Genomic DNA, 19,332 nt, shown 5'->3' with positions numbered 1-19,332 from the left:
GTCTTTTTGGACGACGACCGCGAAATCCGGAGGTCTGAGCATGTGCCTTCCGTTCATGGCTTTCAAGAGAAATATCGAGGAGACAAAATGACCCAGACGAATTCGTCCATCGGCATTCGCCAGTTGCTGGACATGCAAAAACAGGCCTTTATCGAAGAGGCTGCGGTCAGCGCCGATGTGCGCATGCAGCGCATTCAGCAAGTCATCGATATGCTGGTGGAGCACAAGGAGGAACTTTGCCAGGCCATGGGCGAAGACTTTGGTGGCCGCCCCGCCGTGTTCTCGCTGGCCAATGACATTCTTGGCTCGCTCTCCTCGCTCAAGCATGCACGCGATCACCTCAGGGACTGGCTGGGTGACTCCGAACGTCCCAGCGTCAAACCCTTTGACATGTTTGGCGCCACGGCCTGGGTCAAGTACCAGCCCAAGGGCGTGATCGGCATCATCGGCACTTGGAACGCGCCGCTGTTCACCTTGCTGTCGCCGCTGGCCTGCGCGTTCGCGGCGGGCAACCGGGCCGTGCTCAAGCCCTCCGAAATTGCGCCGCGTACGGCCCAGGTGCTGGCCGAGGCCGTGGCCAGGCGCTTTGATCCCCAGGTGCTGGCCGTGGTGCAGGGAGGCCCCGAAGTGGCTGCGGCGTTTGCCGAGCAGCCCTGGAACCATATGGTCTTCACGGGCTCCACCAGCGTGGGCAAGCTCATCATGGCTGCTGCCGCCAGGAACCTGGTGCCCGTGACGCTGGAGCTGGGTGGCAAGTCTCCCGTGCTGGTGGGCGATTCCGCCGACATCGCCAATGCGGCCGAGCGCATCGCCGTAGGCAAGTCGCTCAACTCCGGCCAGCTTTGCGTGTCACCCGACGTGGTCTGGGTCCATGAATCCCGCCTGCAGGCGCTGGCCGATGGCATTGCTTCGCAATACCAGGCACTGTATCCCTCGGTGACAGGTAACGCAGACATGACGCCCGTGATCAACGAGCGCCACCACGCACGCGTGAAAGCCTATGTCGATGATGCCAAGGCGCGCGGTCTGACCGTACTGGAAGTCGGCGCCGCGCAAGCCGGCGCAGACCGCCGCCTGCCGCTGGCGCTGGTAGTCAACCCGCCAGCTGAAGCCGAAATCTCTCAGCACGAAATCTTTGGCCCGGCCGTGGTGCTGCGCAGCTTCCAGAACATCCGCGACGCCGTGGCCGCGATCAATGCCGGTGAGCGCCCGCTGGCTCTGTACTACTTCGGCAGCGACGAGACGGAGCAGAACTGGGTGCTGGACAACACGCTGTCCGGCGGTGTCTCCATCAATGATGTGGTCATGCATCCGGCGTTGGAGGATGCGCCGTTTGGCGGCGTGGGCGCTTCGGGCATGGGCCACTATCATGGCCGCGAGGGTTTTCTCGAGTTCAGCCATGCCCGCTCCGTCTACAAGGCCGGCAACCACGACCCGCGTCGCGAGTGGGGCATGCTGCCGCCCTATAACGAGCAGTTCGAACAGATGCTGCAGGCAGCAGTCACCCCCTGAGCCGTTGCGCGGCGGCGGGGCTGTCTAGATCCTTGCTCGCAGTCCCTGATCTGGACTTTGTCTGATTCGCGGCTCTGCCCTGGTGCAGCGCTATCAATTTCAAGGGCTCAATGCTCGCGTGTTGACGCAGGCTGCAGGGGCAGGCCATGGGACTTGTCCCATGGTCCGTTTGGCTGATGTCCTGAACGCGTTTCGTGCAGAGCATGGGCGGGTCTGAACGCAATCATAGGAAGAGACATGAACGAGATTTTTCGCCAGTTTTCGCTGGAGGGGAAGGTGGCCGTGGTGACCGGCGCGGGCAAGGGTATCGGCCGTGCATGCGCTGTCACGCTGGCGAAGGCCGGCGCCGATGTGGCGCTGTTTGCGCGCACCGAGGCGGATCTGAAGGCAGTCAAGGCCGAAATTGAAGCGCTGGGCCGCCGCGCCATTGCCGTGCAGGGCGATGTGAACAAGGACGAAGATCTGGACAAACTCATCGTCCGCACTGTGGAGGAGCTGGGCAAGATCAATGTGCTCATCAACAATGTGGGCGGTGGCGGCCCCAACGACCCGCGCAAGGTGGCGGGCAAGGCCGTGGGCGACATGCTGGCGTTCAATGTGGTGCCTGCATACACGCTGATCCAGAAGGCGGCCGCGGCCATGGAAGCTGCGGGCGGCGGAGCCGTGGTCAATATCTCGTCGACGGCGGCACGCTACTCGCAAAAGTACTTCAGCGCCTATGGTGCGGCCAAGGCCGCTCTCAACCAGATGACACGCTGCCTGGCGCAGGACTTCGGTCCCAGGGTGCGTATCAACGCCATCGAGCCCGGCACCATCATGACCGATGCACTGGCGCCGTTTCTCACGCCGGATCGCAAGGAGCGCATGGAAAAGACCACACCCATGGCACGCATGGGCCAGCCCGAAGACATCGCCAGTGCCGCGCTGTTTCTGGCCAGCCCCGCATCGAGCTGGGTGACCGGCAAAGTGCTGGGGGTGGACGGAGGTGTGGAGGCGCCCAACTTCTGAGTCTGATGGCATCGCTCGGGCGGGAGCGACCGCCTCGCACAGGAAAAGGGGGCTTGGGCTCCCTTTTTCTATGCACTCTTGACGATGTCGCTTGAACTCGATCCGCAGCGGGAATCGAGCCGCTGCGTTCCCGGTCAAGCGCAACTGCAAGGTCTGCAAGCTGCTGCCCGGATGGCGTGGCTGCTGTGCGGTGGTGGTCCGATGTGTCTTCAGCATGCCATCGCCTGAGCCGCTTGTCAGCTGTCTGATGGCCGACCTTGGTCATGCCCTGGAGCGGATTTGCTCCTGCATCAGGTCCACGAAGGCTTTGACCTTTGCCGGTCGGAATCGTGCGGTCGGGAACACGGCATGAACGCCCCCCGATGGCAGCGACCAACTGGGCAGCACCTGTATCAGCGCGCCGCTTTTCAAATCATCGGCCACGGCAAAGTCGGGCAGTACCGACAAGCCCGCCCCATGACGCACGGCTTCGCGCACGGCCAGTGTCGCATCGAGCGAGATCACAGGGTGCACTGTCACGCTCTGGCGCTCCAGCTCGCTGCGCGAGAAGCTCCAGTTGCAGGGTTCACGCAAGGCCGTGTTCGCGACAAAGGGAAGCTCGCTGATGTGCTGTGGCTGTTTGAGCTGCGTCACTTGCCGGCGCAATGAGGGAGCGGCGACCAGCAATTGCCTGAAGCTCCCGATCTGACGGGCCTGCACATTCAAGTGGGAAAGCCAGCCGACGCGGATTGCCAGCTCGACCTGCCCCGACATCAGATCAAGCGGCTGGTCGCTGAACACGGCGTCCACCTTGCATTGGGGGTAGTGCCGCGTGAACTCGGTGATGGCTGGCACCACTGCCGTGATGCCATAGTCCAGCGGGGCGGTCAGACGCAAGGTTCCCGAAGGCTCGGCCGCAACTTCCCCCAGCTCGTCGAAAGCATCGCCCGCTTCCTTGAGGATGGATGCGCAGCGTTGATAAAAGATCCGGCCTGCATCGGTGGGAACGACCTTGCGGGTGGTGCGGGTCAGAAGCGTCGTGTGGAATTCGCGCTCCAGCCTTGCGACCTGCTGGCTGACCACGGCCTTGGTGATGCCCAGACGGTCCGCGGCCGCCGTGAAATTGCCGGTTTCCACCACGGCCGCGAAGTAGGCCAGGCGCTTGAGATTGGCAAGCCTGCCGGCGACGGATTTTTCTGAATTGTTTGCTATTGGCATACAGTTTATCTATTCGATCAGGCTTTTTCTGTCAATGCTTTGTTCCTACGATCACGGTATTGAAGCAACGGAGCCCTCGGTGACCAAGACCCTGCATTACGTATTCGACCCCCTGTGCGGCTGGTGCTACGGTGCCGCCGCAGCGGTGGCGGCCCTGGGCAAAGTGCCTGAGGTCGAACTGCGCCTGCTGCCCAGCGGCCTTTTCGCAGGCGCGGGTGCACGTCTCATGGACGATGGCTTTGCAGCCTATGCCTGGAGCAACGATCAGCGAATCGAGCGCCTGACGGGCCAGCGCTTTAGCGAGCGCTACCGCAGCCATGTGCTGTCGGATCGTCAGCAACTGTTCGACAGCGGCCCGGCCACCCTGGCGCTGAGCGCTGTCAGTCTGTGCACCCCAGAGCGTGAGCTTGACGCCCTTGAGGCCATTCAGCATGCCCGCTACGTCAATGGCGAGGACATCACGCAACCGGACACATTGATGGCCGTTCTGCAGGCCCTGGGGCTGGAGCAGGCTGCTGCAAGCCTGCGCCGGTCCGATGGCGAACTGCTGGCTGCCAATCGAGCCCGCATCGAGAGTGCAAAGGCGCTGCAGAGCCAGCTTGGTGCACGTGGAGTTCCAAGCTTCATTCTGGAAACCAATGGCCAGCGCCAATTGCTGAACTCCAGTGCCGCTTACTCCAACCCGCAGGCCTTTGCCGAGCAGCTCAGCGCGGCCTGAGCCTTTCGCGTCTGACCCCCGCCATTTTTGAAATTCACTGAAGGACCATCATGATGAATCGCCGAGACTTTGTTCAAACCGCTGCCGCTGTCGGCATTGCCACAGGCCTGGCTGGTTGCGCCGCAGCTGTGAGCGGCCATTCCAGGCTGCAATGGAAGCACTTTCCCGCAGGCGACAAAGGCTTTTTCCGTGCGCCCGTGCTGCTCTCGGGCGATAGGGAGGCCGTTCTCATCGACGGCGGCTTTTCCCTGCCCGATGGACGCGCCGTGGCCGAAGCCATCAAGGCATCGGGCAAGCAGCTGACCACCATCTACGTCAGCCAGAGCGACCCGGACTATTACTTCAGCCTGGGCCCGATCAAGGCCGCCTTCCCCGCCGCCAGGGTGCTGGCAGCCTCCGACACCATTGCCGCCATCCGTGCCAATGTGCAAAAGAAGATAGCTACCTGGGCGCCCCAGCTCAAGGAGAACGGGCCGCAGAAGCTCGCCGACATCGTCTTTCCTGAAGCCTATGACGGCCCTGCACTGATGCTGGAAGGCAACACCATCGAAATCGTCAAGGCACAAGGACTGGAGAACCGCCGCTACCTGTGGGTCCCCTCGCTGAATGCGGTCTTCGGTGGCGTGCTGATCTTCTCCGGGTTGCATGTGTGGACGGCCGATACCCCGACGGCAGCCTCTCGCGCGGCCTGGGTAAAGAACCTGGAAGCTATCGCCGCCCGCAATCCGGCCGTGATCGTGCCGGGCCACCTCGGTGCCCATGGAACGCTGGATGTTTCGGCCGTGAACTACACCCGCGAGTACCTGCTGGCCTTCGAGCAGGAGCTGGCCAGGGCGGCCAATGGCGACGCGCTGATCGCAGCCATGAACAAGCGCTACCCTGACGCCGGCCTGGCCGCCGCGCTGCAGATCGGCGCAAAGGTGGCCATGGGTGAGATGAAGTGGGGCTGAAGCCCGGGATGCACACCATGACCACCAATCTGGATATCATCCGCGCGACCTACGAAGGTTCGTCCGAAGAGAACGGCAGGAATCTGCTGGCAGCACTGGCGCCCGATGCCCAATGGACCGAGGCCGCCGGTTTTCCCTATGCAGGAACTTATGTCGGCCCGCAGCAGATCGTCGCGGGCGTGTTCCAGCGGCTGGCGACGGAGTGGGACGGCTACAGCGCCAAGGTCCACACCTACCTGGCCGATGGCGACCGTGTGGCAGCTTTCGGCGTCTATTCGGGAACCTACCGCAAGACGGGCAAGGCGATGACGGCGGGCTTCGCTCACCTGTACCGGCTCAAGGAGGGCAGGATCACGAGCATGGAGCAGTATGTGGACAGCCACCTGGTGCAGCAGGCGCTGCTGGCCTGAGCGCGACGGAGTCCTGTCATGAGCGAAGTCAATGCGCAGCTGCAAGCCATTCTGTCGCTGATGCGAGCCGGGCAATGGAATGCCGCGCACGATGCCGTGCAGCGACATGAAGGCCTGCTCGCGGCCTGGCTGCACGGACTGCTGCATCTGCAGGAAGGCGATCTGGAGGACGCCGAGAACTGGTATGAGCGGGCAGGCCTGCGCTTCAGGCAGCGCGGCACGCTGCAGCAGGAGCTGGCCCGGTTCGAAGCGGCGCTGCGCGCTCGGTCCGGCGCGTGAACCCGAGGCCGGCCGTCCGAGAGCCGGCTTTTTGGCGGCAGAGCTGGAAGCCTCATCCCAGTGCCTGTCGGGCGAGATGCGCAACGGCCAGTTGCCTGTTGGCCCTGGTGCGCTCTCCGTCTTCCAGGAACCAGGCTGCCGACAAAGCGGCGTGAGCCATAACCCATTTGAGTAAACGCCAACGTTCCAGCCCCGTGACATTGATGACTACTGCAAGCTGCCGCGCAAAGCGCCCCGGGTCGGTGCAAGTCTCCAGGTCGGGGTTGCACAGCACGCTAACGTAGTCGTAGTACCGCTCACCTGTGACGCGCTTTGGATCTATCGCCAGCCATCCACGTCTGTCGAAATCGAGTATGTTGCCATGGTGCGCGTCGCCATGCAGGACGACAGGCTCGCGCTGCTCATGCAGCAGCTCAGCTGCCACCGTTGCGCATTCGGCCATCAAGCCGCCTTCCTGCTGCGCCATCAACGCGAGTGACCTAAAAAAATCCGTCAGCGGCAGCAGTTCTTCGGGTGGTGCCGAGGACCTCTTTGAATGCAGTTGCTCGATGGTGCGGCAGATACAGCTTGTCGCTGCATCATCTTCGCCTTCTCTAGCCATGTGCAGCAAATGCCTGGAGCCGGTTGCGCGCTCCATCAGCAGCGCTCCTGAATCTTGGTCGCAAGCATAGACTCGCGCTGCTCCATTGCCGTCCCACCATTGAAGCACTCTGCCTCCGATGCGCTCGTCAAGGTTTCGCGTGATCTTGATCATCGCAGGAAGATCTGCCCAGTTCCTTGCAAGGATGACTGGCAGAAGGTCACTTGTATGAGTTGTGAAGGGGTCACCAGCCGCCTTCGCACTCCAGCGGTGGAGATGGATATCAAACAGGTCGAGGTTGGGCATCTGGCTGATTTTCGAGCGAACTCATGCAGTCCGAAGATGTGGTGCGATAGCCAATGTCCGCTGACGGCTGTGGTTTCAACGGGTCAATGCAGATCCTTGACCGGGGCTCCGCAGTGTCGGGCATGCCTGTCAAGGCCGGCTGGGTGGTGTGCTCAATTTCTCCGGCATTACTTTCTTCCGGTGCTCAAGCCAGCTTCCACAAGCAGCCAAGGCCATGCTACGGACATTGGTCGCCCTGAAAGGGCCCCCCGACTTCTGAGCAAGGGTCTTGTCCGGCGGTTCAGTCCTCGCTCTCACGCGGGTAGCCTGCGTCTGCCCAGCGCTGTGCAGAAGCACGGGTGAGACTATGGTCCGGCCGGACTCGTACCTTGGCCAATTCGCTGCCGTCCGCTGCAGTGGCAGTGAGAGTCGCCGTGGGATTGTCCTCATCGGGCTCAATATCGAGAGCCACCGTCACGCGCAATCCGCGAACTTCAATCTGTATGGCTTTGTGCAACAGCGCTGCCTGGTGCTGCTCATGGCGACGTATCACTTCGCTGGCAGTTTTCACCAGCGTGTTGAAGGCCGACACGTCAAGAGGCTTGGGATTCTTCTTGTCGCGCCCCATGGTCCATGGGCCGACCAGAGCAGGTTCCGCCTGGCCGTCCTGAGTCATTGACACCGCCCATCCATCGTCGTCTTCATTCTTGATGACGCGGGCTTCCCAGCCCTTGTGGTGCCAAAGGCGGTCTTCGAAGATGGAGACGTCTTCTGGTTCGAGTTCTGCTGGCATGTCTGGACTTTTCCTGGAGCTATCAAGTCCAAAGTCTACTGTTTCTTTATACAGCTCGTGAGGCTGGGTCTATCTCGAGCTGGACGCTGTGGGCTATGCATGCCCTGACCAGGTCGATGCAGAGGCCGGCATTGGGCAAGAGCGTCCTGGTTGAAAGCAGCGGCTGCATTCGAGCATCGAGTCAACCCCAAGCCACCATCAATTGACGAACCTCATTCGTCCATCTGGAGTGAGAGACTACAGTTCATGGCTATACACGATGAAACCGCTATGTTTGGCTAATTTGTCGTAGAGCGCTCGGCCGGCTTCATTGGTTGCTTGTGTTTGCCAATAGACGCGATTTGAGCCAGCCAGTATTGCTTGCTTATAGACGCTGCTGATCAGGGCCTTGCCAACTCCAAGCTGACGCCTTTTCGGGGCCGTGAAAAGATCCTGCAGATAGCAGACCGGACCAAGTCTCGTAGTACTACGGTGAAATATGTAATGCGCTAGACCAACCACTTCTCCTGCATCTTCAGCGACCAGCGCAAATACAGGTTCGATGGGATTGAAGAATCGCTCCCAGGTTTTTTGGGTAATTTCCTTCGCCAGTCCGGTAGCTCCGGCCCTTCCATAGAAAGCGTTATAGCCATCCCAGAGTGAAAGCCAGGCTTCAAAGTCATGTGGTTGGACTTCTCTTACTACGACAGTTGTTGCAGCGTCACTTTTAGACATGGTAAAGACTTTTCATAGTGCGAGCCGTGAGTAAATTGAACGGTCTGCACCGAAGTGTAAGGTCTGCTCGTGGCCGGTAGGCCACCGTCCCAGCACGACCCAGGGCGGACATGTACGCACACATCAGCGTGCATCAATTCTCTGAGGCTGATGACCCTGGGCAACGATTCGCAGCCATGGCCAACGCGCTCGGTAAGACTCGGCCTTTTGCTGGAAAAGCTCACGATGCGGGGTCAATGGATTGAGTGCCAAAACTCCGTCATAGATCAGATCCAGGCTGTTCGGGGCATAGAGGCCGCCTGGGCGAAGACCCACGCAGGTAGCTGGGATCAGGAATCGGTCTATTCCCTCGCAAGAGCTTCGCAGTGCCTTATATGGGCGACCGAAATATGACTCATACCACAAGTGAACCCGAGCTTGGTTCGTGACTTCAATCCTGATGCCCAGGTCGCGTAAAACGCGATCGGCATGTGCTTGCATCTTCTGCTCCGCACCGTCAGTGGTGCTCGATGGATCAAAGTAGAAGAGATCGTAGTCTTTGATGGAATCCTCTGGATTCCGCTGCGCCTGCAAATTCCACACTGTCTGAAATAAGCAGCCTGCAACAAGCCAGCCATCTGGAAGATTCAAATCATCCCAGCGTTCAAGAATCGTACGATTGTTGATATTTTGGAGGACATCCGCAACGAAGCGCTCAGGCGTAGGCATCGGGACAGTCAATATCGGGACAGTCAATCCTTGGTGGAGCAAAAGTGAGAGGCAGGTTCGAGCCTATTTTGCTTCAGTTGCGAAAACCAGCTTCCGGCCAGATTAAGCCTCTTGCTCCGTTCTACCGAAATGCGATGACTCCAATAGAAAACCGCCTGCGTGCATGGAGCGCGCAGGCGGTTTCAGCTATCAAGGAGTATCTTCAGACTTCGCGTCCGGCCTGATGGCCTGAATGCATGGCGCCCTCGATATAGCCCAGGTCCTGGCAGTCGCCGATGCGGCGCACGGGAGCCCGGGTAAGGGATTGCAGCTGGTCGGCAACGGCGGAGTCAGCCTCGGCTCCAATGGCCAGCACCACGGAGTCGGCTGGCGTGCGGTATTCCTCGCCTTTTTTGTCCGTCCAGACGACTTCCTTGCGATCGATGCGAGTGACGTTGGACTGCATCAGCAGCTTGCCGTGCTTCTTCACGGCGTCGTACACGCGCCAGCGGCGCACGATGGCCAGCTCGGTACCGGGATGGGTGCCGGGGTCCAGTACGGTGACTTCGCGGCCGCGATCGAGCAGGAACTCGGCCAGTTCCAGGCCGACCAGGCCTGCGCCGATGATGACCACGCGCTTGCCCAGGGGCATCCACAGCTTGGACAGGTTCTGGATCGCTGCCGTGCTGTCCGTCACCTTGAACATGCCGCCGGCCTTGAACAGCGCGCGCTCGGCCAGATTCAGCTTGGCCTTGGCAATTTCTTCGGCGCGATCGCCCGTCATCAGACGGCGCAGTTCGTCGCCGCTCCAGACATGGCTTTGCTGCGCGCCTTCGATGGCGGGCGCGGCACGCCTGGCGCCGGTGCCCACCAGAATTTCGTCAGGCTGCAGCTCGGCCAGCAGCCCGGCGTCGACCGTGGTGTTCAAGCGCAGCTGGATGTTCGGGTGGTCCATCTGCCGCACCAGATAGTCGAGCAGGCGGCCGTTCTCGGGATAGGCCAGTGCGGCAAAGAACAGCGTGCCGCCCAGGCGGTCGCTGCGCTCGACCAGCGTCACGCGATGGCCGCGCAGGGCGGCGACGCGGGCGGCTTCCATGCCCGAAGGGCCGCCACCGACGATCAGTACATGCTTGGGCTTTTCGGCAAAGGTGATGGTCCTGCTCGCCTCGTGGCCGGTCTGTGCGTTGACCGCGCACTTGATGCCCTTGTTGATGAAAATCTCGCTTACGCAGGCATAGCAATAAATGCAGGGGCGCACGCTCTGGGCGGCGTTGGCTTGCAGTTTGTTGGCCAGGTCGGGGTCGGCCAGCAGCTTGCGGCCCATGGCCACAAAGTCAATCTCGCCATTGCTGATGGCGGCGGCGGCGGCATCCAGCTCCCAGCGGCCGGCCGAGATGATGGGAATGCCGACAGCCTTTTTGATGCCGGTGGCAAATTCGCGATAGGCATTCTGCTTTTGCGGAATCGGTGCATCGGTGAAGGCCGTGCCTGTGGGCAGGCGCGCATAGGCCGAGACATTGATGGCATCCACGCCCAGCTCTTCGCAGAGCTTGGCGGTCTTGAGCGCCTCGTCCATGGTGATGCCGCCGGGCGTGTGCATTTCCTCGGCATCGATACGCACCCAGATGGGGAAGTCGGCGCCCACGCGCTCGCGCACGGCAGTCAGCACTTCGCGCAGCAGGCGGCTGCGGTTTTCATAGCTGCCACCGTATTCGTCGGTACGGCTGTTGAAAAAGGGGGAGAGGAAGTTGGCGATCATGTAGTTGTGCGCGCAGTGCACTTCCACAGCATCGAAGTTGGCCTGCTTGGCGCGCAGGGCGGCCGCAGCAAACCATTCCACCATCTGTGCAATATCGGCCTTGTCCATCACGCGGTAGCGGTCGGGGTAGGGGCCAACTCCCACAAAGGTCGAGAACTCCTTGGGCGTGACGGTGCGCATGGCTTCGGCCACAGGGCCGTCGGGCGGAATCGAGGACACCCACATCTCGCGTCCGTGGGTGCGGTCATTGGCCGCGACCTTGCCGCTGTGATTGATCTGGATGGCGACTTTGCCGCCGTGCGAGTGAACGCGGCGCGTGACTTCGGCCAGACCGGGGATGAAGCTGTCGTTGGAGATACCCAGTTGGTGCGGCTCGCTGGTGCCGGTGGGCCAGGAGATGGCGGCCGTGCCCATGATGATGAGGCCGGTGCCGCCCTTGGCACGCTCTTCGTAATAGTCCTGGGCGCGTTCGCCACAGATACCGTCGGTGCCGCCGTAGTTCTCGCCCATGGGGGCCATGATGATGCGGTTCTTCAGCTCCATGGTGCCGATACGGCCCGGCTCCAGCATTGATGCGTGGGGATTGCTCATTTTGTTTCGCTGTCTCCTATAGTTTTCGGCCGAGTTCGGCCCCTTCTTCGATGGCGCGCGCTGCATCAATTTTGTGGGCATTGCGCGCGCCCCCAATCACTGTGTGCGCAATGTTTTGTGCTTGAAGTCTTGATGACCAGGGGTCATGTGATTCCTGGCCGGCGCAGACCACGATGTTGTCCACGCTCAGGCAGCGCTGCTCGCCGCGTATGCGCAGGTGCAGGCCGTTGTCGTCGATGTGGATGTACTCCACATCGTTGAACATGCGTGCGCTTTTGTTCTTGAGCCGGGCGCGGCGAATCCAGCCCGTGGTGGTTGGCAAGGTGCTGCCCATGGCCGCCTTGCTGCGCTGAAGCAGCCAGATCTGACGCGGCGAATCGGCTTTCTCGCTGGCCTTGATGCCGCCGCGCTGCTCGCGCTTTGGATCAATGCCCCATTCGCGCTCAAAGGCGGCCACGCTGCCGTCGTCGGCCTTGTGATGGGCCAGCAATTCGGCCATGTCAAAGCCCAGCGGCCCCGCGCCCACGATGGCCACGCGTTCGCCGACAAAGCGGGGGCTGCGCAAGGCCTCGATATAGTCCACCACCTTGGAGCTGTTCTCCCCCTCGATGCCGCTGCGCCGCGGTGTCACTCCCGTGGCCACGACCACGTGATCAAAGACGCTCAGGGTGTTGATGTCCGGTGTGGTGTTGAGCCGCAGTTCTATGCCAAGGCGCTGGATCTCATGCTCGAAGTAGCGCAGCGTCTCGCCCAGCTCCTGCTTGCCGGGCACCTTCTGCGCCAGAAAGAACTGGCCGCCGATGCGGATGCCGGGCTCGAACAGCGTCACCTTGTGGCCTCGGTCGGCCGCCTCGCGCGCGCAGGCCAGTCCTGCAGGTCCAGCACCGAGCACGGCGATCTTGCGCGGAACTGCGGCTTTTTCCTGCGGCCATTCCCATTCGCGGCAGGCTCTGGGGTTGACCAGACAGCTGACCTGCTGGCGCGTGAAGATGCGATCCAGACAGGACTGATTGCAGGCAATGCAGGTGTTGATGGCGCTGCTCTGGCCCGCCTGCGCCTTGCGCACAAAGGCCGGGTCGGCCAGAAAGGGGCGAGCCATGGCCACCATGTCGGCATGACCCTGGGCAATCAGGTCATCGGCCACTTCGGGGGTATTGATGCGGTTGCTGGCCGCCACGGGAACACTGACTGCCTGCTTGAGTTGCTCGGCAGCCCAGCTGAATGCAGCGCGCGGCACCATCATGGCGATGGTGGGAATGCGCGCCTCATGCCAGCCCACGCTGGTGTTGAACAGGTTCACGCCAGCGGCTTCCAGCTGGCGGGCCAGGTCCAGCACTTCCTTCCAGTGGCTGCCATGCTCGACCAGGTCCATCAGAGACAGGCGAAAGCTGATGACGAAGTTCTCGGGCACAGCCGCGCGTATGCCTTGCACGATGCGCAGCGCAAAGCGGCTGCGGCCGGCGGCATCGCCGCCCCATTCGTCGGTGCGGAAGTTGGTCAGCGGCGCCAGAAACTGGTTGATCAGATAGCCCTCGCCGCCCATGACTTCCACGCCGTCATAGCCGGCTTCGCGGGCCAGGCAGGCGCAGCGCACATAGTCGGCAATGATCTGCTCGATCTGGGCCGCGCTGAGTTCGCGCGAGCTGCGGTTGCTGAGCCTGGAGAGCACGCTGCTGGGCGAGACGCCGCCGCTGCCGTGGTCGTAGCGGCCCACATGAAGTACCTGCATGAGGATATGGCTGCCCTCGGCATGCACCGCATCGGTGATGAGGCGGTGCCGCGCCGCCTGCTCTGGCGTGCACAGTGTCGAGAACTCGGCATGCTCGGGCATTCCCAGTGCGTACTCGTTGACGCCGAAGCCCCCTGTGACGATGAGCTGCAGCCCTTCCCGTGCACGTTCGGTGTAGAAGAGGGCCAGCTTTTCAAAACCCTGCGCCTGATCCTCCAGCCCGGTATGCATGGAGCCCATCAGAACCCGGTTCTTCAGGGTGATATGGCCGATGGTGATGGGCTGGAAGAGATGGGGGTACATGGCTGAATTTCCTCACGCGCAGATGTTGCGCCAGTGTAGGAAGGGCCACGGTAAATTTTCCCTAGGGGAATTACATCGTCCGTTTGCATGTAGTCTGGCTGTTCATGATGGGCTTAGATGTGCGCCATCACCACCCAGACAAAAGGAAACAAGACATGTCCATCATCGTGATGAGCGGCTGCGCCACCGGCATTGGGGCCGCTACGCGCAAGGTCCTGGAGGCGGCCGGCCACCAGATCGTAGGCATCGATATACGCGATGCGGAAGTGATTGCCGATCTCTCGACGGCCGAAGGTCGAAAGCAGGCGATTGCCGATGTACTGGCGAAGTGCAGCAAGGGCATGGACGGCCTGGTGCTGTGCGCCGGCCTGGGGCCGCAGACCAAGGTGATCGGCAATGTGGTTTCGGTCAATTATTTTGGCGCGACCGAGCTGATGGATGCTTTTCTGCCGTTGCTGAAGCAGGGCCGGCAGCCCGCAGCCGTCGTCATCTCGTCCGTGGCTTCCGCGCATCTGGCTTTTGACAAGAACCCACTGGCACCGGCACTGGAGGCCGGCGAGGAAGCCAAGGCCCGCGCCATTGTCGAACAAGCGGGAGAGCAGGGCGGCAATCTGGCCTATGCGGGCAGCAAGAATGCCTTGACGGTGGCTGTGCGCAAACGCACCGCCGCCTGGGGCGAGGCCGGCGTGCGCCTGAACACCATCGCCCCCGGCGCGACCGAGACTCCCTTGCTGCAGGCGGGTCTGCAGGATCCGCGCTATGGCGAATCCATTGCCAAGTTCGTGCCTCCCATGGGCCGCCGAGCCGAGCCGTCCGAGATGGCGTCGGTCATCGCCTTTTTGATGAGCCCGGCCGCAAGCTATGTGCATGGCGCGCAGATCGTCATTGATGGCGGCATTGATGCGGTGATGCGTCCGACACAGTTCTGACATCCCCCGAGGCAGGCCCTGCGTCTTCCCCCTCTCTCTGTGGGAGGGAGACTATGGCCTCGCCGCAAGGAGGCTTTTTTTGCTTGCCGTCCCTTGTTTGGGCATTGCCGGTTTTCAACGGCGCTTGCTAAAAGGATGATTTGAGATGAATACCCCAGAACATATGACCGCGGTTGTGCAGCGCTATGTGGCTGCGCTGAACGCCGGCGATCTGGACGGCATCGTCGCGCTGTTTGCCGATGACGCCACGGTGGAAGACCCCGTGGGCTCCGAACCCAGGTGCGGCACGGCTGCGATTCGTGCGTTTTACGCCAACTCGCTCAAGCTGCCGCTAGCGGTGGAGCTGACGCAGGAGGTGCGCGCGGTTGCCGACGAGGCGGCCTTTGCTTTCACCGTCAGTTTCGAGTATCAGGGCCGAAAGACAGTGATTGCGCCCATCGATCACTTTCGCTTCAATGGCGCGGGCAAGGTGGTGAGCATGCGCGCCTTGTTTGGCGAGAAGAATATTCACGCCGCCGCCTCATGAGAGTCAGGCGCTTGACTGCTTCTGATATGGAAGCAGTCTTCGCCTGATTTAAAAGGATTACAAGACTCTTTGAATCTGAAATCCATTGATATAAAGCGGGAGATGCTATTGATTTTGTTGTTCAAGGCGGTGCAGCGAATGCCCCCAGCCTGAGCCGGCTTACAGATGGAAGTGCCCGGCTGCCTCGGGCTGGTAAAGCACTTTCTCGATCCGGATATGGCAGGTGCGATCGAGAATCCGCCAGTCGATGCGGTCTCCTTCCCGACAGCCCAGAATGGCCGTGCCCACGCCCGAGAAAACCGAGAGCCTTCCTGCACTGTCATCGGCATCCTCGGGATAGACCAGGGCCACTTCGACGGCCACCTCATCGAGGCGCAGCAAGGCTTTGGAGTTCATCGTGACCACATTGCGCTGCACCTGCCGGGCATCGACGACGGCGGCACGCTCGATTTCATGCTCCAGATCGACCGCTTGCGACTCCCATTCCAGGGCGAGCAGATCTCTGAGGCGTGACTGATCCACGGCGGTGATGCAAATGCAGCCCGCCGCTCCCGGCAGCCCGGCGCGCAAGCGCTGGAGGTAGCGCTGCGCCGTCATCGCATAGGACTTGAGTGCGGGCGTTTCACTCTCCAGCACAAAGCCGTTGTGCGCAAAGGTCTTGAGCGAGCGCGTGTTGTCGGCATGGATCCTCGCAATCAGTCTTTCGGCACGCATGTCGAAAAAGGCCAGCTTCATGCCCTCGTGCAAGGCGCTGGCGCCGAGCTTGCGCCCCCAGTTGTCGCGCTTGCCGATGACCAGCACGATTTCGCAGTCCGGTCCATTGCGGATCAGACGCACGAAGCCCACGGGCAGGTCGTCGCGGTCGTAGGCCATGAAGAAGCGGCCGCCCTGATTGAAGAGATGGGTGAGTATGGGCAGCTGAACCCGGTCGATGAGCTGCTCTATGTGACGCGAGACATGACGCGAATCGCTGAGGTGGCGCACGACGTCTTCGTCGCTCAACCAGTCCATCAGATTCAGTGCATTGGCCCGCGTGATTTCCGGGCACAGGGATATGAAAGGCTTGCTCATCTTCAACACCGACGGTTGCAAGAATGAAAGCCTTTCATGGCCACGGCGTGGGCCATGACGGTTCTTTCGACACAGGCGCCGATTCTAGGCAAGCGGATTCTGCTGCGCAGGCGCAGCGCTGATCTCGCATCTCTTTGCTCGGTCTATGGCGAGCCTGTGGTGTGGCGTGCGGCGCTTGCCCCGGAGCCGGATAAGCCATGGCGCCGGCGCTGCAACACAGCAGCAGCCGGCGGCTGCGATGCTCTGTATTCAGAAGCTGCTTGCGCCTGACTGCATTCGAATTTCGAATGCTTTGTGGTCATAGTCAATAAAAGACAGGCGTAATATGCTCTTGTTTATATAGCGTTTGAAGCGCTGGATGTTGCGATCCGTGCCGGGTCGGCGTGCGTAGTCCAGCCGGCCGGCCATTCAGGGATTGGCGTATTTGAGATGGATGATCGGGTAGGCGCGGCCTTGTCCGTCATGCGGGGAGCGGCCCGTGCGCCTGAAGCCCAGGTGCTCGTAAAAGCCCACCGCCTGAGCGTTGTGCTCGTTCACATCGGTGCTCATCTCGGGATGCAGTGCCAGGCCGTGGCGCACCAGCGCCGCACCTAGGCCCCGGTGCCTGAAGTCGGGGTCCACAAACAGCGCTTCCATATGGCCCTGGTCCATGAGCATGAATGCCAGGGGATAGTCCTGCTCGTCGACGGCGAACCACAGCGGGGCGTCTGGCAGAAAGCTGCACACCATCTCGTCAATCTCTGCGCGATCCTGCGGACTCAGAAAGTCATGTGTGGCATCAACGGCATGGCGCCAGATCTCGATCGCTCGTGCCCCTTCGTCGGGGCGGGAAGCTCGAATGGAAGTCATCGCCGAATTATGCATATGCACCATGCTCGCCCTGGGCCTGGGGTCAGGCATCAAGAGCGGTCCATGCCTGCCAGATGGGGCTCCAGCACCTCGGTGATCCAGTTCAGGAACGCGGTGACCCGCGGCGCGATATGTCTGCGATGCGGGTAGAGCAGGGATACCGGCATGGGCGCGGCCTTGAAGTCGGGCATGACCTCGACCAGCAGGCCCTGATCCAGCAGATGGCGTGCACCCCGGACGGGTGCCTGAATCAGGCCCAGACCGGCCAGGCAGGCGGCCTGGTAAGCATCCGTGCCATTGACCACCAGGGCGCAGTGCATGGGCAGCAGGGCGGTCTCCTTGCCGTGCTGATACTCCCAGCCCGCGCCATGCCGCCCGAGCTGGTTCGCATAGTGAATGATGCGATGCCGTGACAGATCGGCCAGTGTTGCGGGCGTGCCGTGGCGCTCCAGATAGGCGGGACTGGCCAGATTGCACATCTCCATTGCACCGATGGTGCGGGCGATCAGGTCGGTATCTGCCAGCGGGCCGATGCGCACCACACAGTCAAAGCCTTCCTGCACCACATCCACGCGGCGGTCGCTGGTGCTGATGCCTACTTCCAGCAAAGGGTGGGCCGAGAGGAATTCGGGCAGTTTCGGAATGACGACATCCCGGGCCAGAGAGTTGGGCATATCGATGCGCAGACTGCCTCGCAGCCCGCTGGCGGCAGGCTGGAACATGGCTTGCAGCTGTTCCAGGTCGGCCATGAGTTCCTTGCTGCGCTCAAGGAACTGCTCGCCATCGGCGCTCAGCCGGACATGCCGCGTGGTGCGTTGCAGCAGACGGGTTCCCAGCTGCTTTTCCAGCTGCTGCACCACGGTAGACACACGGCTTTTGGTCAGCCCGAGCTGCTCTGCGGCCTGGGTGAAGCTGGAGAGTTCGGCAACGCGGGTGAACACATGAAGCGCATTGAAATCCATGGCTTTATTGTATTTTCAAAGTGAACAGTGCGATCTTTTTCAAAGTGTTTATTCATGAATGGAGAACACCTAAAGTGCTGGCTTGTTGACATCCTCCATGAGACCGACATGCAAGCATCTGCACCCCGTATCGCATTGATCACCGGCGCAAGCCGTGGCCTGGGCCGTAGCGAAGCCCTCAAGCTGGCCGAGCTCGGCGTTCATCTGATCATCACTTACAAGGACAGCGAAAGCGATGCGCAGGAGCTGTTATCCCGCATCGAGGCACAGGGCAGTCGCGCCGTGGCGCTGCGCCTGGACGTGGGCGACAGCAAGAGCTTTGCCGCGTTTTCCGACCGTGTCAGGCGCGTGCTGGCCGACACCTGGCAGCGCGAGCAGTTCGACTATCTGGTGAACAATGCCGGCATCGGCCTGGTGGCGCCGTTTGCCGAGACCACGGAAGAACAGTTCGATCTGCTCTTCGATATTCACCTCAAGGGCACGTTCTTTCTGACGCAGAAACTGCTGCCCCTGATCCGGGACGGTGGACGCATCATCAATACCTCGTCCGGGCTGGCACGCTTCAGTCTCCCCGGCTATGCCGCCTATGCGGTGATGAAGGGCGGCATTGAGGTGATGACGCGCTACCTGGCCAAGGAGCTTGGCGCACGCGGCATCGCCGTGAACACCATTGCACCCGGCGCCATAGAGACGGATTTCGGTGGCGGCGTGGTGCGCGACAATGCACAGCTCAACGCCCATATCAGCGGCCTGACCGCCATGGGCCGGGCGGGGCGCCCCGACGATGTGGGCGCCGCGGTTGCCGCATTGCTTGCCGATGGCAACAACTGGGTCACGGGCCAGCGCATTGAAGTGTCTGGTGGCATGATGCTCTGAGCGTATGCCGGGCAACTCCATTCGGAACGCGGCCTTGCCCGGCAGCGCCGGGACGGTCAAGGCATATGGGATGCATGCAGACACGCAGCGGCAGATATTCGATGCCTGCGGACCAGGTGTTGGGGATAGAGGATTTGGAGACCGAGTCGTGCCCGATAACTATCTGGGAAGCTGTTTATGTGCAAGAGTCGGCTATCGGCTGCTGTCGCCGCCCAGGGCCGTGACCCACTGCCATTGCGGGCAGTGCCGTAAAAGCCATGGTGCTGCGTTCGCGAGCTATGGCGCCGTGCCGCGCAAGGATTTGTGCATAGTCTCCGGGCAGAGCGACATCAAATCCTATGCATCGTCGGCTTCCGTGCACAGGCAGTTTTGCCAGCACTGCGGCTCATCCCTGTTCTGGTCCAGACAGGCCGGTGACTGGGCCGACTGGATATGTATCGCACTGGGCACGCTGGACTCGCCTTTTTCGGCTCTCAAGCAAAAGCATACACATCTGGAGTCGCAGCCTTTGTGGTCAAGCTTTGCCGGTGGCTGCATGCGCAATGACTGAGGGCCGCCTTAGCCCCTCGGGCTGCTGCACAGGCCTCGTGCAAGGCGATGTTGC

20 protein-coding genes are annotated in these 19,332 nt (G+C 61.5%); 10 read left to right on the top strand and 10 right to left on the bottom strand.

The features are described 5' to 3' along the window. Positions 1-87: 87 nt before the first annotated feature. Together AAIL66_RS11715 and AAIL66_RS11710 are read left to right on the top strand one after the other, a co-directional pair. Complete coding sequence (locus AAIL66_RS11715) at positions 88-1,512, top strand: coniferyl aldehyde dehydrogenase (RefSeq protein ID WP_343496807.1); 1,425 nt, start codon at positions 88-90, stop codon at positions 1,510-1,512. Between the two features lie 237 nt (positions 1,513-1,749). After that, positions 1,750-2,520 (top strand): glucose 1-dehydrogenase, encoded by a 771-nt coding sequence (locus AAIL66_RS11710; protein ID WP_343496806.1) that lies wholly within the window; start codon positions 1,750-1,752, stop codon positions 2,518-2,520. Between the two features lie 261 nt (positions 2,521-2,781). Here the strand turns inward: AAIL66_RS11710 and AAIL66_RS11705 are convergent, their stop codons facing one another. Continuing rightward, on the bottom strand, positions 2,782-3,717 hold the full coding sequence (locus tag AAIL66_RS11705) for a LysR family transcriptional regulator (protein WP_343496805.1): 936 nt from the start codon (positions 3,715-3,717) through the stop codon (positions 2,782-2,784). Between the two features lie 79 nt (positions 3,718-3,796). Between AAIL66_RS11705 and AAIL66_RS11700 the strand changes: the two genes are divergently transcribed. From AAIL66_RS11700 to AAIL66_RS11685, 4 genes are read left to right on the top strand one after another with little or no spacing between them, the layout of a single operon-like run. Then, positions 3,797-4,435, top strand: a complete 639-nt coding sequence (locus tag AAIL66_RS11700; RefSeq protein WP_034378341.1) for a DsbA family protein — start codon at positions 3,797-3,799, stop codon at positions 4,433-4,435. A 50-nt stretch (positions 4,436-4,485) separates the two neighbouring features. After that, positions 4,486-5,385 carry a twin-arginine translocation signal domain-containing protein gene (locus AAIL66_RS11695; RefSeq protein ID WP_343496804.1) on the top strand — a complete coding sequence of 300 codons (900 nt, stop codon included), beginning with the start codon at positions 4,486-4,488 and terminating at the stop codon, positions 5,383-5,385. 17 nt (positions 5,386-5,402) lie between these two features. Then, positions 5,403-5,795, top strand: a complete 393-nt coding sequence (locus AAIL66_RS11690; protein WP_034396877.1) for a nuclear transport factor 2 family protein — start codon at positions 5,403-5,405, stop codon at positions 5,793-5,795. A gap of 18 nt (positions 5,796-5,813) precedes the next feature. Then, positions 5,814-6,074 (top strand): hypothetical protein, encoded by a 261-nt coding sequence (locus tag AAIL66_RS11685; RefSeq protein ID WP_034360276.1) that lies wholly within the window; start codon positions 5,814-5,816, stop codon positions 6,072-6,074. A gap of 52 nt (positions 6,075-6,126) precedes the next feature. On the opposite strand, the gene AAIL66_RS11680 is transcribed toward AAIL66_RS11685, so the two are convergent. From AAIL66_RS11680 to AAIL66_RS11655, 6 genes are all read right to left on the bottom strand, one after another. Beyond that, a complete protein-coding gene (locus tag AAIL66_RS11680) occupies positions 6,127-6,960 on the bottom strand; it encodes an aminoglycoside phosphotransferase family protein (protein WP_034360279.1) in 834 nt (277 codons plus the stop codon). A 280-nt stretch (positions 6,961-7,240) separates the two neighbouring features. Next, positions 7,241-7,732 carry a hypothetical protein gene (locus AAIL66_RS11675; RefSeq protein ID WP_034378479.1) on the bottom strand — a complete coding sequence of 164 codons (492 nt, stop codon included), beginning with the start codon at positions 7,730-7,732 and terminating at the stop codon, positions 7,241-7,243. Between the two features lie 237 nt (positions 7,733-7,969). Next, on the bottom strand, positions 7,970-8,446 hold the full coding sequence (locus AAIL66_RS11670) for a GNAT family N-acetyltransferase (RefSeq protein ID WP_343496803.1): 477 nt from the start codon (positions 8,444-8,446) through the stop codon (positions 7,970-7,972). Between the two features lie 123 nt (positions 8,447-8,569). Continuing rightward, positions 8,570-9,154, bottom strand: a complete 585-nt coding sequence (locus AAIL66_RS11665) for a nucleotidyltransferase family protein (protein ID WP_343496802.1) — start codon at positions 9,152-9,154, stop codon at positions 8,570-8,572. A 202-nt stretch (positions 9,155-9,356) separates the two neighbouring features. After that, a complete protein-coding gene (locus AAIL66_RS11660; protein WP_343496801.1) occupies positions 9,357-11,483 on the bottom strand; it encodes an NAD(P)/FAD-dependent oxidoreductase in 2,127 nt (708 codons plus the stop codon). Between the two features lie 16 nt (positions 11,484-11,499). Then, positions 11,500-13,515 (bottom strand): FAD-dependent oxidoreductase, encoded by a 2,016-nt coding sequence (locus AAIL66_RS11655; RefSeq protein WP_343496800.1) that lies wholly within the window; start codon positions 13,513-13,515, stop codon positions 11,500-11,502. 155 nt (positions 13,516-13,670) lie between these two features. Between AAIL66_RS11655 and AAIL66_RS11650 the strand changes: the two genes are divergently transcribed. Further along, positions 13,671-14,444 (top strand): 3-alpha-hydroxysteroid 3-dehydrogenase, encoded by a 774-nt coding sequence (locus AAIL66_RS11650; RefSeq protein ID WP_034396809.1) that lies wholly within the window; start codon positions 13,671-13,673, stop codon positions 14,442-14,444. Between the two features lie 145 nt (positions 14,445-14,589). After that, positions 14,590-14,970, top strand: a complete 381-nt coding sequence (locus AAIL66_RS11645) for a steroid Delta-isomerase (RefSeq protein WP_343496799.1) — start codon at positions 14,590-14,592, stop codon at positions 14,968-14,970. Between the two features lie 159 nt (positions 14,971-15,129). Here AAIL66_RS11645 and AAIL66_RS11640 read toward each other — a convergent pair whose 3' ends face one another. The 3 genes from AAIL66_RS11640 to AAIL66_RS11630 all read right to left on the bottom strand — a co-directional run bounded on the left by AAIL66_RS11640 (position 15,130) and on the right by AAIL66_RS11630 (position 17,852). After that, a complete protein-coding gene (locus AAIL66_RS11640; protein WP_343496798.1) occupies positions 15,130-16,041 on the bottom strand; it encodes a GNAT family N-acetyltransferase in 912 nt (303 codons plus the stop codon). Positions 16,042-16,449: 408 nt separating this feature from the next. Then, the gene (locus AAIL66_RS11635; protein ID WP_343496797.1) at positions 16,450-16,890 is read right to left on the bottom strand and encodes an acetyltransferase; all 441 of its coding nucleotides are present in this window, start codon (positions 16,888-16,890) and stop codon (positions 16,450-16,452) included. Between the two features lie 50 nt (positions 16,891-16,940). Then, positions 16,941-17,852 carry a LysR family transcriptional regulator gene (locus AAIL66_RS11630; RefSeq protein ID WP_343496796.1) on the bottom strand — a complete coding sequence of 304 codons (912 nt, stop codon included), beginning with the start codon at positions 17,850-17,852 and terminating at the stop codon, positions 16,941-16,943. Between the two features lie 108 nt (positions 17,853-17,960). Here AAIL66_RS11630 and AAIL66_RS11625 point away from each other — a divergent pair, with 108 nt between their 5' ends. Both AAIL66_RS11625 and AAIL66_RS11620 read left to right on the top strand, forming a co-directional pair. Next, the gene (locus tag AAIL66_RS11625; RefSeq protein WP_343496795.1) at positions 17,961-18,728 is read left to right on the top strand and encodes an SDR family oxidoreductase; all 768 of its coding nucleotides are present in this window, start codon (positions 17,961-17,963) and stop codon (positions 18,726-18,728) included. 148 nt (positions 18,729-18,876) lie between these two features. Further along, positions 18,877-19,278: a GFA family protein gene (locus AAIL66_RS11620; protein ID WP_343496794.1), complete on the top strand. Its 402-nt coding sequence runs from the start codon at positions 18,877-18,879 to the stop codon at positions 19,276-19,278. Positions 19,279-19,332: the final 54 nt, after the last annotated feature.

The organism is Comamonas sp. F1-6, assembly GCF_039581415.1.
Lineage (GTDB): Bacteria > Pseudomonadota > Gammaproteobacteria > Burkholderiales > Burkholderiaceae_C > Comamonas > Comamonas thiooxydans.
This window is presented reverse-complemented; position numbering and strand designations above follow the sequence as displayed.